General features: G+C 67.8%; 12 protein-coding genes. 11 read left to right on the forward strand and 1 reads right to left on the reverse strand.

Features of this window, described 5'->3' with window-relative positions:
* Positions 1-171: 171 nt before the first annotated feature.
* Complete coding sequence (locus ABE957_RS11895) at positions 172-1,071, reverse strand: LysR family transcriptional regulator (protein WP_349758911.1); 900 nt, start codon at positions 1,069-1,071, stop codon at positions 172-174.
* A 99-nt stretch (positions 1,072-1,170) separates the two neighbouring features.
* On the opposite strand from ABE957_RS11895, the gene ABE957_RS11900 reads away from it, so the two are divergent.
* From ABE957_RS11900 to ABE957_RS11950, 11 genes are all read left to right on the forward strand, one after another.
* Positions 1,171-2,763 carry an NADH-quinone oxidoreductase subunit L gene (locus ABE957_RS11900; RefSeq protein ID WP_349758912.1) on the forward strand — a complete coding sequence of 531 codons (1,593 nt, stop codon included), beginning with the start codon at positions 1,171-1,173 and terminating at the stop codon, positions 2,761-2,763.
* Entirely contained in the window at positions 2,760-5,261 is a 2,502-nt protein-coding gene (locus tag ABE957_RS11905; protein ID WP_349758913.1) for a YbcC family protein, read from the forward strand. The genes ABE957_RS11900 and ABE957_RS11905 overlap by 4 nt, the downstream gene beginning before the upstream one ends.
* Positions 5,262-5,410: 149 nt before the next feature.
* Positions 5,411-5,851 (forward strand): GNAT family N-acetyltransferase, encoded by a 441-nt coding sequence (locus ABE957_RS11910; protein WP_349758914.1) that lies wholly within the window; start codon positions 5,411-5,413, stop codon positions 5,849-5,851.
* A 37-nt stretch (positions 5,852-5,888) separates the two neighbouring features.
* On the forward strand, positions 5,889-6,797 hold the full coding sequence (locus ABE957_RS11915; protein WP_349758915.1) for a bestrophin family protein: 909 nt from the start codon (positions 5,889-5,891) through the stop codon (positions 6,795-6,797).
* A 144-nt stretch (positions 6,798-6,941) separates the two neighbouring features.
* Positions 6,942-8,834 carry an ABC transporter ATP-binding protein gene (locus ABE957_RS11920; protein ID WP_349758916.1) on the forward strand — a complete coding sequence of 631 codons (1,893 nt, stop codon included), beginning with the start codon at positions 6,942-6,944 and terminating at the stop codon, positions 8,832-8,834.
* Positions 8,831-9,514: a DNA-3-methyladenine glycosylase I gene (locus ABE957_RS11925; RefSeq protein WP_349758917.1), complete on the forward strand. Its 684-nt coding sequence runs from the start codon at positions 8,831-8,833 to the stop codon at positions 9,512-9,514. The genes ABE957_RS11920 and ABE957_RS11925 overlap by 4 nt, the downstream gene beginning before the upstream one ends.
* Positions 9,515-9,792: 278 nt before the next feature.
* On the forward strand, positions 9,793-10,359 hold the full coding sequence (gene tehB / locus ABE957_RS11930) for a tellurite resistance methyltransferase TehB (RefSeq protein WP_349758918.1): 567 nt from the start codon (positions 9,793-9,795) through the stop codon (positions 10,357-10,359).
* Between the two features lie 97 nt (positions 10,360-10,456).
* The gene (locus ABE957_RS11935; protein ID WP_349759048.1) at positions 10,457-11,152 is read left to right on the forward strand and encodes an aspartate/glutamate racemase family protein; all 696 of its coding nucleotides are present in this window, start codon (positions 10,457-10,459) and stop codon (positions 11,150-11,152) included.
* 132 nt (positions 11,153-11,284) lie between these two features.
* Positions 11,285-11,740 (forward strand): aminoacyl-tRNA deacylase, encoded by a 456-nt coding sequence (locus ABE957_RS11940; RefSeq protein ID WP_349758919.1) that lies wholly within the window; start codon positions 11,285-11,287, stop codon positions 11,738-11,740.
* Positions 11,741-11,907: 167 nt separating this feature from the next.
* Positions 11,908-12,186, forward strand: coding sequence for a hypothetical protein (locus ABE957_RS11945; protein WP_432765417.1), 279 nt, complete (start codon positions 11,908-11,910; stop codon positions 12,184-12,186).
* Complete coding sequence (locus ABE957_RS11950) at positions 12,183-12,683, forward strand: VOC family protein (RefSeq protein ID WP_349758920.1); 501 nt, start codon at positions 12,183-12,185, stop codon at positions 12,681-12,683. Before ABE957_RS11945 ends, ABE957_RS11950 begins: the two co-directional genes overlap by 4 nt.
* The last annotated feature ends 339 nt before the right edge of the window (positions 12,684-13,022 follow it).

A 13,022-nucleotide genomic window follows, 5' to 3' on the forward strand; every position in this document is an offset into this window, starting at 1 on the left:
CAAGCTGGTGCCATCGTGCAAACACTGCTGCGCCACCTGCAGTTTGAACCACTCGTCGTATCGTTTGCTCATAAAAACACCCCGAAGGTTGGATTGGGGGTCCAACTTTCGGGGTGCAGTTCATCCTTCGGCTCGGGGGCTTTGCGTTGCAGCCAGGGCAGGGCTCCGCGGTCAGGTCAGCTCCCGCAGCGGGCGGGCCAACAGCTCCGAGACCACGGCCGGCATGAACTCCCGGGGCAGGGTGATGGCGTAGAAGTTCTCGAAGACGTTGGGCAGCCGCTCGAAGGAGGTGAGCCGCCCCTGACGCAGCTCATCCTTCACCACCACCTCGGGCAGCACGCTCAGCGCCCCGCTGTCCCGGGCCAGCAGGCGCAGCATGGCCATGTCGTCGGCCTCGGCGAGCACCTCCGGCCGGTACTGGTGCAGGCTGCAGTGGCCGTCGAAGGCGCGGCGCAGCTCGTGGTGCTCGCCGGGCAGCACCCAGCGCAGCCCCTCGTAGCCCTCGGGGAAGGGCGTGCAGGGGTTGGCGTCGGGCGGGCCGATGATGGAGAGCGGCTGGCGGGCCAGCAGCTGGCTCTGCCAGGCCGCCTGGGGCGAGCCCGAGGGCGGCAGCTGGGTGTTGGCCAGCACCAGGTCGAACTCGTGGCGGGCCAGACCGTCGAGCAGGTCGGCCATGCCCCGGGCATAGAGGCTGAAGCGCACCTTCGGCCCCTTGCCCTGCAGCAGCGGGGCGATGAAGCCCTCGATGAAGTTGCGCGACATGCTGGAGAGGGTGCCGATGCGGATGTGCTGGTACTCGGGCTCGATGCCGCGGTTGATCAGCGACTCCAGCTCCTCCCCCTTGGTGAAGATCACCTCGGCGTAGTTGAAGACCTGCCGGCCCGCCTCGGTCAGCACCAGGGTGCGGTTGCGCCGCTCGAACAGCGGCTTGCCCATCCGCTCCTCCAGCTTGCGGATCTGCGCAGAGAGCGCGCTCTGGGAGAGGTGCAGCGATTCGGCCACCCGCGTGAGCTTGCCCTCGGCCGCCACGCGCCAGAAGTAGTAGAGGTGGTGATAGTTCAGTCGGCTCATGTCGTTCTCTTTTATAGAACGGAAATTCAATTTATATATATTTTAATTAAAGCATGGCCCGCCCGATACTGCCCGCACCTGAACGAGCGGAGTCATGTCATGAAGTGGATCGAGACGCTGTCCCCCTGGCTGCTGGCCCTGGTGCCTCTCCTGCTGGCGCTGGGGGCCGCGTGGAGCGCCCGCCAGCCCCGTGAGCGCGCCTGGCGCACGGCCCAGGCCACCACGCTCGGCGGCCTCGGCGTCTCGGCGCTGCTGCTGGCGCTCGGCGCGGCAGGGTGGCTGCCGGCGGGCGAGGGCGGCTGGCAGACCGCGCCGCTGCAGCTGATCATGCTGCTGCTCGCCAACTTCATCGCCTTCGTGGTGGTGCGCTACAGCGCCACCTACCTGCAGGGCGAGCCGCGCCAGACGCGCTTCGTCGCGCTGGTCCAGGCGGTGTTCGCGGCGGTCAGCGTGGCGGTGCTGAGCGATCACCTGGCGCTCTTCCTGCTCGCCTGGTTCGCCATCAGCCTGGCCATGCACCAGCTGCTGATGTTCTATCCCGACCGCCCCCGCGCCGCCCTGGCGGCCCACAAGAAGTTCCTCTTTGCCCGCGCCGCCGAGCTCTGCGCCCTGACCGCCTTCGTGCTGCTCTACCTGCACCACGACAACGCGCGGATCAGCGTCATCGTCGGCGCCTATAGTGATAGTCAGGCATCGGATGGCGTCGCCCTGTCCCTCACCGAACAGGCGGCGGCCTGCCTGCTCGCCCTGGCGGCGCTGATCAAGTGCGCCCAGCTGCCGCTGCATGGCTGGCTGATCCAGGTGGTCGAGGCGCCCACGCCGGTCTCGGCGACGCTGCACGGCGGGGTGATCAACCTCGGCGGCTACCTGCTGCTGCTCTTCTCGCCGCTGCTGCTGCAGTCCGCGCCCGCCCAGGCGCTGGTGCTTGTCGTCGCCGGCCTCGGCAGCGTGCTGTCGGCGCTGGTCATGATGACCCGCATCAGCATCAAGGTGCGCCTGGCCTGGTCGACCAGCGCGCAGATGGGGCTGATGCTGGTCGAGATTGCCCTGGGGCTGGTGGAGCTGGCGCTGCTGCACCTGCTCGCCCACTCCTGCTACAAGGCCTACGCCTTCCTCGGCTCCGGCGAGGCGGTCGAGCAGGACCTGCTGCGCCGCCGCGCCCCCGGACGCAGCCCCTCGTGGTGGCAATGGCTCACGGCGGGCCTGCTCAGTACCGCGCTGGTGGCGGGGCTCGTCATGCTGGTGCGCGGCGTCACCGAGGCCCCGGCCCTCGCGGCGATCAGCCCCTGGGTGCTGCTGACGCTGGCCCTCACCGTGCTGCTGGCCGAGCGCGGCGGCGAGCGTACGAGGGGCGGCCTCGTCGGCTTTCTCGGCCTGGCCGCGCTGGTGGTGCTCGCCTATGTCGGCCTCAAGTCGCTGTTCGCCTCGCTGCTGCCCGCGACCGGGCACACGGTCTCGCCCTGGGCGGACCTGTGGGTGAGCGCGCTCTTCCTGCTGCTCTTCGCGGGCTACTGGCTCAAGCGCCACGGCCTGCACTACCGCGCGTCGCAGACGCTCAACCGCTACTGCTACGCCGGCTTCTACCTCGACGAGTGGGTCACCCGTAACACCCTGAAGCTCTGGCCTCACGAGCTGCCCGGGCGCATCAAGGCCAAGCAGCTCCACACCGCCTTCCGCGGGAGTTCCCTATGACGCATCTCGACAACACCCAGGCCGCCTGGCCGGCCAACGCCCCCGAGCAGGAGCACACGCCGCTGACCGAGGCCCAGCAAACGGCGCTGGACCGGGCCTGCGCGCGCATCGCACCGAGCTGGCCGCTGGATCGCCTGATCGCGGTGAGCCCCTACTGGACCCAGCGCGGGGAAGACGCCGCCACGGTGGCGGCGCGGCTCTCGGCGCTCGGCAACGTCCACTGCCTGATGCCGCCGAGCCACTACCTGGGCGCCTGGCAGCGCGGCGAGATCAACGATCGCCACCTCGCCGCGGCGGCGGAGCGGCTCGACTACCCGGGCGGCTACAAGAACCTGCTGGTGGTCGTCGACGAACTCGCCCGGCTGCCCCACTGGCACAACGTCAGCGACCTGATCGACGCCCGTCGCGACCGCCAGCACAAGATGGCCTGGCGCGACGAGATCACCCAGCAGATCAGCCAGTTCTGCGCCGCCTACTACCAGGAGGACGGGCCGCTCAACGCCCAGCGCCTGAACGCCCCGAGCGGCAAGCGGCTCTACCAGCACTGGCGGGAGATCACCCTCAAGGATCGCGGCATCGCCATCCTGATGGGCGAGCGGCGGCTGCGGCGCTACTTCGCGACCCTGCCGGAGACCGAGGCTGGCCTCTTCGAGGCGGCCATCGCCGAGCTGGAAGTCGACGCCGACCGGCTCGAGCACTACGCCCAGGCGCTGCTGCTCGACATCAACGGCTGGGCCGCCTGGGTCGCCTACCAGGAGTGGCAGCGGGCGCTGGGCGCCCCCGAAGGCGAGGTCGAAGGAGAGCGCGAGGCGTCGGCGTCGGACATGCGCAGCCTGCTGGCGATCCGCCTGGCCTGGGAGCTGGTGCTGTGGCGCTACGTCCGCGCCGAGCTGCCCGACCAGGCCGAGCGCCTGACCCGGCTGTGGCACGCCGAGCTCGTCGAGCTGCCGGAGCGGGTCGAGCGCCACCTGCACGCCCAGCAGCCCCTCTGGGTGTGGCAGCTCGCCAGCGAGCTGGCCTACCAGGATCCGCTGCAGCGGGCCCTGGGCGAGACGGCGCGCGCGCCGGCCCCGGCGAGCGAGGCGGTGCGGCTGCAGGCGGTGTTCTGCATCGACGTGCGCTCCGAGCCGCTGCGTCGAGCGCTCGAGCGCCAGAGCCCGGCGATCCAGACCCTGGGCTTCGCCGGCTTCTTCGGCCTGCCCCTCGAGCACCGGCAGGACGGCGCCGCGCTTGCCCAGCCGCACCTGCCGGGCCTGCTGGCGCCCCGGGTGACGCTCAAGAGCGGCACGGGTGAGGGCGAGGCCCGCTCGGCGAAGCGGCTCAACTGGCAGGCCCGCCTGCAGGAGTGGAGCCGCACGGCGAGTGCCAGCTTCACCGCCGTGGAGGCGGGCGGCCTGCTCTATGCCGGCAAGCTGCTGCGCCGTTCGCTGGCGCCGAAGGCCGGTCGCGTGCCGCTTGCCATGGACGAGTTGAGCTGGCACTGGCGCGACAGCGGCGAGGCGCTGAGCCTCGCCGACAAGGCCGCGCTCGCCCGCACCGTGCTCGGCGCCATGGGCCTCACCGAGCACCTCGCGCCCCGGGTGCTGCTGGTGGGCCACGGCAGCCACAGCACCAACAACCCCCACGCCGCGGGGCTCGAGTGCGGCGCCTGCGGCGGCCAGTCCGGCGAGGTCTCGGTGCGCGCCCTGGCGCGGCTGCTCAACGACCCCGCGCTGCGCGAGGCGCTGGCCGAGGAGGGCCTCGTCATTCCCGAGGCGACCCGCTTCGTGCCGGCGCTGCACCACACCATCACCGACCGCATCGAACTGCCGGAGGGCGCGGAGGATGCCTTCGCCTTGAGCGAGGAGGAGCGCGCCTGGCTCGCCGGGGCCGGCGACCAGGCCCGGCGCGAGCGCGCCCCGCGGCTCGGCCTCGCGGCCAACGAGCCCGAGCTCGAGAAGGTCCTCGAGCGCCGCGGCGCCGACTGGTCCCAGACCCGCCCGGAGTGGGGGCTGGCCAACAACGCCAGCTTCATCGCCGCGCCGCGTCGGCTCACCGCGCCCCTCGATCTCGCCGGGCGCAGCTTCCTGCACGACTACGACTGGCGCACCGATCCCGACGCCTCGCGCCTCGAGCTGATCATGACCGCGCCGATGGTCGTCGCCCACTGGATCAACATGCAGTACAACGCCTCCGTCACCGACAACCGCAAGTTCGGCAGCGGCAACAAGGTGCTGCACAACGTGGTCGGCGGGCATATCGGCGTGCTCGAGGGCAACGGCGGCGACCTGCGCATTGGCCTGCCGATGCAGTCGCTGCACGACGGCGAGCAGTGGCGCCACGAGCCCCTGCGCCTGAGCGCCTACCTGGCGGCGCCCACGGCGGCGATCGACGCGATCATCGCCCGCCACGAGGTGCTGCAGTCCCTGGTGGGCAACGGCTGGCTGCACCTCTTCGCCCTCGATGACGAGACCGGCGAGATCCTCGCGCGCCGGGAGGGCCGCTGGGTCGCGCCCTAGCGCTCAACCCATCACGGGCGCACAATGAGTCGCCCCCGCGCCGTTCCTTCGGCCGGGGGTTTTCTTATTTGGCCGGCTGATGGGCGTGCTGCCCAGCGACGCGCCGCGGCGTCATCCCCCCATCAAGCGTTCAACCAGGGAGTGGCAGGGTGAAAGTCATCGACACCGTACGACTGACCCTTCGGCATTTCGAGGTCGACGACGCCGACTTTATCGTCCGGCTCTTGAACGCCCCGACGTTCATCCGCCACATCGCCGACAAGGGGAGGCGCACCCGCGAGGAGGCCCTCCGCTATCTCGAACACGGCCCGATGGCGAGCTATCGGGCCCATGGCGTCGGCCGGAACCTGGTGGAGCGGAAAGGGGAGGGCACCCCGATCGGCATGTGCGGCCTGGTGACACGGGACGAGCTGGCGGTGACGCTGCCGGAATGTGCGCTCCCATCGTCTGCGCAACCGGCTGGGCTTCGGCGCGACGGAGACGGTGGAGCTCTACGGGGCGTGCAACACCCTCTACGCATATCGCCGCTAGCCCAGGCGCCGCAGGAACGGGGCGCGCGGGCCCGGCTTTCCTCATCCGGGGCGCTGTGACACCATCGCCGCTTTTGCCTTTCGGAGTCGTTGTGTCGTGATCGTTCGTGATCGCCCCGGTGCGCTCGGGCTGATGCTGGCCTGGAAAGGTTCGGTGTTGCCCCATATCTTCCCTCACATCCTGCTGGCTGGGCTCTTCGCCACGGCCGTCACCTGGGTCTCTCGCCATCACTACCTGGATGGCATCGTCGAATACACCCTGCTGCCGTTCACCCTCATGGGGATCGCGCTGTCGATCCTCTTGAGCGTGCGCAACACGGCGACCTACAACCGCTGGTGGGAGGCGCGCCAGCAGTGGGGGCACATGGTCTATGAGATGCGCAGCCTGGCGCGGACCGGCGGCATCTACCTGAGTCCGGAGCGGCGCCGTGAGCTGATGATGCGCGCGCTGGCCCATGCCCACCTGCTGCGCGGGCAGCTTCGCGAGGAGGACGTGCGTCCGGACCTGCCGGCTTCGCTTGACCCGGCCCTGGTCGATGAGACGCTGAGTACCCGCAACCCGGCGGCCTTCATGCTGCAGCAGGCCGGCGATGTGATCGCCGAGGCGCGCCAGGCAGGGGCGATCGACTCGGTGGGGGCGGCGGCCCTCGACCGGCACCTGCACGGCATGGCCGGCATCCAGGCCGCCTCGGAGCGCATCGCCCAGACGCCGCTGCCGTTCGCCTACACGCTCCTGGCGCATCGCACCGCCTACGTCTATTGCTACCTGCTGCCCTTCGGTCTGGTGTCGGGCGCCGGCTGGTTCACCCCGGTGTTTACCGCCATCGTGGCCTATACCTTCTTCGGGCTCGACCGCCTCTCGGAGCAGCTGGAATTCCCCTTCGGCCGCGAGACCAACGACCTGCCGCTGGATGCCATCTGCCGGGTACACGAGATCAGCGTGGCCGAGGCGCTGGGCGACCCGGCGTCCGAGCCGTTGCAGCCGGTGGAGTTCCAGCTGCAGTAGGCGGCGCCGGCCTGGAACGCTCCATCGCCCGGCAGTTCCGCGAATGGTCGTTTGGCATCCCAGGGTGCAGGTCGGGTCCTCGCTTGGCTATCCTCCACGAGGCTCGAGAACGTCGAGCTCACTCCCTGCAACCGGATTGCTGCCATGTATCGCGCCCTCTTTCGCTATTTCGAGACCCTGGTGAACCCCTACCCGGAGGACAATCGGGGCACGCCACCCAGGGGGTTGTTCGCCTTTATCCTGCACTTCTCGCGGCCGGTGCTGCCGCTGCTGGTCGTGATGTCGGTGCTGACGGCACTGGTCTCAGCGGCGGAGGTGTTCTTCTTCCACACCATGGGCGAGCTGGTGGACTGGCTGGCCGGCGCCGAGCGTGAGGGCTTCTTCACCGAGCATGGCTGGCGCCTGGCCGGGATGGCGGCGCTGGTGGTGATCGGCCTGCCGCTGTTGACCCTGCTGCAGGCGCTGGTGACCCAGCAAGGCATCTTCGGCAACTACCCGATGATCGGTCGCTGGCTGGCGCATCGCCATATGCTCGGCCAGAGCCTGGCCTTCTATCAGGACGAGTTCGCCGGGCGGGTTTCCCAGAAGGTGATGCAGACGGCCCTGGCGATCCGCGAGACGGTGATGAAGCTGATGGATCTGATGGTCTATGTGCTCGTCTACTTCAGCGGGGCGATGCTGCTGATGGGCCGCGCCGAGCCCTGGCTGATGCTGCCGCTGGTGCTCTGGCTCGCCGGCTACATCGCCATCATGTGGATCTTCGTGCCTCGTCTGCGGGCGGTCTCCATGGCGCAGGCCGATGCCCGAGCGGTGATGACCGGGCGCATCGTCGATAGCTACAGCAATATCCAGACCATCAAGCTGTTCGCCGATACCCGTCGCGAGCAGGAATACGCCCGCGATGCCATGGAGGGGTTCATGGTGACCGTCTATCGGCAGATGCGCCTGGCCACCGGCCTGACCGTCAGCCTGACGGTGCTCAACTCCTTGCTGCTGGCTGGCGTGGCCGCCATGGCCATCGGCGCCTGGTACCTGGAAGCGGTGGCGCTGGGGATCATCGCCGTGGCGATCGCCCTGGTGATGCGCATCCGCTTCATGTCCAACTGGATCCTCTGGGAGGTGGCGAGCCTGTTCGAGAACATCGGCACCGTGCAGGACGGCATCAACACCATCGCCCAGGAGCCGGCGGTGCAGGACGCGCCCGATGCCAGCACGCTGACGGTGCCTCGCGGCGAGATACGCTTCGAGGCGCTGCACTTCGGCTATGCACGCCCCGACGGCCAGGGCCGGCGGGTCTTCGATGGCCTCGACCTGACCATCGCCCCCGGCGAGAAGGTGGGGCTGATCGGTCGCTCCGGGGCCGGCAAGTCGACCCTGGCCAACCTCCTGCTGCGTTTCTTCGATCTGGAGGGCGGGCGCATCCTGATCGACGGCCAGGACATCGCCGGGGTGACCCAGGAGTCGCTGCGCCGGCATATCGGCATGGTCACCCAGGACACCTCGCTGCTGCACCGCTCGGTGCGCGACAACATCCGCTACGGCAGTCCCCAGGCCAGCGAAGCGCAGGTCCAGGAGGCGGTGCGTCGCGCCCATGCCGATACCTTCATCGATGACCTGGTGGACCCGCAGGGCCGCCGCGGCCTGGATGCCCAGGTGGGGGAGCGCGGCGTCAAGCTCTCCGGCGGCCAGCGTCAGCGCATCGCCATCGCCCGGGTGCTGCTCAAGAATGCGCCCATCCTGGTGCTGGATGAAGCCACCTCGGCGCTGGACTCCGAGGTGGAGGCGGCGATTCAGGAGCAGCTCTATACGCTGATGGAGGGCAAGACGGTGATCGCCATCGCCCACCGGCTTTCGACCATTGCCATGCTCGACCGCCTGGTGGTGATCGATGAGGGACAGATCGTCGAGAGCGGCACCCACGGGGAACTGCTGGCCAAGGATGGCCTCTACGCCGCCCTGTGGCGGCGCCAGTCCGGTGGTTTCATCGGCGTGGCGGTTGAGGACGATGATGGCCCAGGCAGAGCGAGGCAGGCATGACGCTGGACTACCGATGGCTCCATGACAGGGTTCGCCACCGCTTCGAATCCGATGAGGCCCTGGAGGCCTATCTGCCCCAGGCGCTGACGCCTGACGAGCTGAAGCGGCTGGGGGATGATCGCTACCTCTCCGCCATGAGCCGGCGGGTGTTCCGCGCCGGCATGAATCACGCGGTGGTCGATGCCAGGTGGCCGGCCTTCGAGGAGGCCTTCTGGGGCTTCGTGCCCGAGAAGATGGTGCTGCTCACCCCGGAGCAGATCGAAGGCCACATGCAGGATGAGCGCCTCATCCGTCATCGCACCAAGCTCCAGACCATCCCCAGAAACGCGCAATTCATCCTGGACCTTCTCCAGGAGCAGGGCGGCAGCTTCGGTGAGTTCATCGCCGACTGGCCGAGCACCGACATCATCGGCCTGTGGCGCCTGCTGGCCAGGCGCGGCGCACGCCTGGGCGGCCGTTCGGCCGCCGGCTTCTTGCGCCTGGTCGGCAAGGATACCTTCCTGCTGACCAGCGATGTGGTGGCGCGCCTGGTGGCCGCGGGCATCATTGAACGCCCCCCTACCAGCCAGCGTGACCAGCAACGGGTACAGGATGCCTTCAATGCGTTGCAGCAGGCGTCAGGCAGGCCGTTGTGCCAGCTTTCCGCCATGCTGTCGCTGAGCATCCACCCCAGGTTTTAGGGAGCCTGTCGGACTTAACGCTGATCTACTCCGAGACCCGGTCTTTCGGCCAATTTCATTCGATCTGATTCGTTAAATAGCGGGCTATTTGTCTCATCAGATCGATAAACTTGTCTCGAAATCCGTCCCTCTCGCTACGATCGGTCAAATCCGACAGGCTCCTAGCGCCTGCGCGACGGGCCGGTGATCCGGTCCCGGGCAGTGTTGCGTAGTGCTATTTCGCCGCACCATAAAAGCAGTAATATAGATGCATATTATGAAGAGGCAAGGGGGATACGATGTCGAATTATCTCAACAGCCGCTATGGCCTGACTCCTGTGCACAGCGAAGTGGCCGAGACATGCCGGGTGGTGGCGCCGTGCCGGGCCCTGGACATGGGCTGCTCCAACGGGCGCAACGCCCTCTACCTGAGCCAGCTTGGCTTCGACGTGACCGCGGTGGACAACAACCCCGGCGCCATCGACATGCTGCAGCAGATCGTGAGCCGAGAGGGGATCGAAAACCTGAAGGCCCAGGTGTACGACCTCAACCGCGCTGCACTGGACACGGACTATGGGCTGATCGTCTGCACCGTCACCCTGATGTTCCTCGACCCGGCGCGTGTCGAGGCGGTGATCGCCGACATGCAGGCGCATACCCTGCCCGGGGGCTACAACACCATCGTCTGCGCCATGGATACGGAGGCGTACCCCTGCCCGGTCGGCTTCCCCTTTACCCTGGGAGAGGACCAGCTGCGCGAGGCCTACGCGGGGTGGGAGCCGATCACGTACAACGAGGAGGTGGGCACCATGCACAATGGTGCGCGGTTGCAGTTCGCCACCCTGCTGGCGCGAAAGCCCGATTAGCCCCACCAGGCCCCTGAGTCACTCAATGGCGCGGGGGCCTTGCGTTGTGGTGTCTTCCTGCATAACGCTCTGGGGGGCAGGTCAAGGAGGGGAGATGATGAAGACCATAGGGCTGATCGGCGGCATGAGCTGGGAATCGACCCAGACCTACTACCGGCTCATCAACCAGGGGGTGAAGGCACGGCTGGGCGGCCTGCACTCGGCCCGGTTGGTGCTCTACAGCGTGGACTTCGCCGAGATCGAGGCCCTGCAGCGCCGCGGCGACTGGGCGGCCGCCGCCCGCATCCTCGGTGCGGCCGCCTGCTCCCTGGAGGCGGCCGGCGCCGACTTCCTGGTGCTCTGCACCAACACCATGCACAAGGTCGCCCCGCAGCTCGAGCAGGCCGTGGCGATCCCCCTGCTGCATATCGCCGATGCCACCGCCAAGGCGCTGCACCGGCAGGGCGTGACCCGGGTGGGGCTGCTCGGCACCCGCTTCACCATGGAGCAGGCCTTCTACCGGGAGCGCCTGGAGGCCCAGGGCATCCAGGTGCTGATTCCCGATGCCCCCCAGCGCGAGCGGGTGCACGCCATCATCTTCGATGAGCTGTGCCGTGGCGAGATCCGGGCCGACTCGAAAGCTGACTGCTTGGCGATCGTCGCCTCGCTGGCCGAGCAGGGCGCCCAGGGCGTGATCCTCGGCTGCACGGAGCTCGGGCTGCTGATCCAGGCTGACGATACGGAGATCCCCCTCTTCGACACCACCGAGATACACGCCGAACAGGCGGTGGCGAGGCTGCTGGCCGACGCCTGAGCAACATCTCGTCGCAGGGGGCGAGCCGGGCCGTTTCCGTGGGCAGAGCGATCCTTGAGGACCACGGCCCCGATGCTGGCTACCCTTGTAGCGATAGCAGTGCTCTGAAGAGGCAACGAGAGGGTGATCGCCATGTCCATGGAGCGAGTCAGACAGCATCTCGATGAGCAGAACATCAAGTATTCCATCCTGCAGCACTCTCCCGCCTATACCGCCCAGGAGGTCGCCGAGTCCGTCCATGTGACCGGCAGGCACTTCGCCAAGTGCGTGATGGTGAAGATCGACGGGCGGCTGGCGCAGGTGGTCCTGCCAGCCTCCGACCAGGTGGACCTGAAGCGGATGGCACACTCCGTCGGCGCAACGTCCGTCGAGCTGGCCAAGGAGGAGGAGTTCAAGGACAGTTTCCCGGATTGCGAGCCCGGTGCGATGCCGCCCTTCGGTAATCTTTTCGGGGTGGAGGTATTCGTTTCCCCGCATCTGACCGCCGCCGACCGCATTGCTTTCAATGCCGGTAGTCACACGGACGTCATGCAGCTGTCATACGGCGACTTCGAGCGGCTCGTGAATCCCATTGAAGTCGCGTTGTGAGGGTGTTCAGCCGGGTCCGGTGACCTACTCCCTGACCACCATCTGGTACCTGGGAGCGCCCATCCTCCGGGGGTTCGACACGCTCGGCGAGGCGCCCAGGTGGCCTGCCTGGTGGCCGAGTCTGCTCGCCGGGGAGGGGCGTGACACGGGGGCGCCATGAGTGGCAGGTGTACACCACCCGACCATGGATGAACCGGGTGGCGCCGCTGGCTCGGTCGCTGTTCCTCTGGAGCCACCATGCGGTGATGCGAGATGGCGCCCAGGGCGTCATCCTCGGCTGCACGGAGAGCGGGCTGCTGATCCAGGCCGGCGACACTGACGTGCCCCTCTTCGACACCACCGTGATCCACGCGGAACAGGCGGTGGAGGCGGCACTTGCGACCCCGGAGTCGGAGCGCAAGCCGGCCGCCTTTGAACACCTGGCACCAGGATGGAGGCTCCCATGACGACGATTGCCAAGAACACGATCTGCCTCTGGTACGAACGCGATGCCGAGGAGGCGGCGAACTTCTACGCCAGGACCTTTCCCGATTCCTCCGTCGGCGCGGTCCATCGGGCGCCGGGAGACTACCCGGCGGGCAAGCAGGGTGATGTCTTGACCGTCGAGTTCACCGTGATGGGCATACCCTGTCTGGGGCTCAACGGTGGGCCAGGCATCCAGCACAACGAAGCGTTCTCGTTCCAGGTGGCCACCGAGGATCAGGCCGAGACCGATCGTTACTGGAAGGCGATCGTCGACAACGGCGGCCAGGAGAGCGACTGCGGTTGGTGCAAGGACAAGTGGGGCGTCTCCTGGCAGATTACCCCCATTGCGCTGACCAGGGCCTACACCAGCCCCGATCGCGCCGCCGCCAAGCGGGCCTTCGATGCCATGATGACGATGAAGAAGATCGACATCGCCGTGATCGAAGCGGCGTTGCGTGGCGAGACGCCGATGAGCTAAAACAGCATGCAGCGGTCGGCGCTGCATGCCGCCGCTGATGCCGACCCCAGACCGCCCAAGCAAGGCCCCCGAGTCAGTCACCTGGCTCGGGGTCTTTGCGTTATGGCGCGACGATTCCACCTTGGTCACCGTGAGCCAGGCATGCATTGAGCGGCGTCTGCGACCAATCGGGGTGTGGCATCCATCGGCACTCTCGCATACGCTGACCTCTTAAGGTCGCTTAGACGACTAGGCACTATGCCAAAACGCAACATGCAGGGACTACCGCAGGGATGGCAGGGAGCCATCACGTCTTGCCGGGTAGGGGCGGTAGCGTGCCTGAAGTCCGCCTTCGATATT

Source organism: Halomonas pelophila, assembly GCF_040196315.1.
Lineage (GTDB): Bacteria > Pseudomonadota > Gammaproteobacteria > Pseudomonadales > Halomonadaceae > Halomonas > Halomonas pelophila.

Bases quoted from the DNA above. Each gene is read 5' to 3' on its own strand.
- ABE957_RS11895 (WP_349758911.1), bottom strand. From the start codon at position 1,071: ATGAGCCGACTGAACTATCACCACCTCTACTACTTCTGGCGCGTGGCG.
- ABE957_RS11900 (WP_349758912.1), top strand. From the start codon at position 1,171: ATGAAGTGGATCGAGACGCTGTCCCCCTGGCTGCTGGCCCTGGTGCCT.
- ABE957_RS11905 (WP_349758913.1), top strand. From the start codon at position 2,760: ATGACGCATCTCGACAACACCCAGGCCGCCTGGCCGGCCAACGCCCCC.
- ABE957_RS11920 (WP_349758916.1), top strand. From the start codon at position 6,942: ATGTATCGCGCCCTCTTTCGCTATTTCGAGACCCTGGTGAACCCCTAC.
- ABE957_RS11925 (WP_349758917.1), top strand. From the start codon at position 8,831: ATGACGCTGGACTACCGATGGCTCCATGACAGGGTTCGCCACCGCTTC.
- tehB (WP_349758918.1), top strand. From the start codon at position 9,793: ATGTCGAATTATCTCAACAGCCGCTATGGCCTGACTCCTGTGCACAGC.
- ABE957_RS11935 (WP_349759048.1), top strand. From the start codon at position 10,457: ATGAAGACCATAGGGCTGATCGGCGGCATGAGCTGGGAATCGACCCAG.
- ABE957_RS11940 (WP_349758919.1), top strand. From the start codon at position 11,285: ATGTCCATGGAGCGAGTCAGACAGCATCTCGATGAGCAGAACATCAAG.
- ABE957_RS11950 (WP_349758920.1), top strand. From the start codon at position 12,183: ATGACGACGATTGCCAAGAACACGATCTGCCTCTGGTACGAACGCGAT.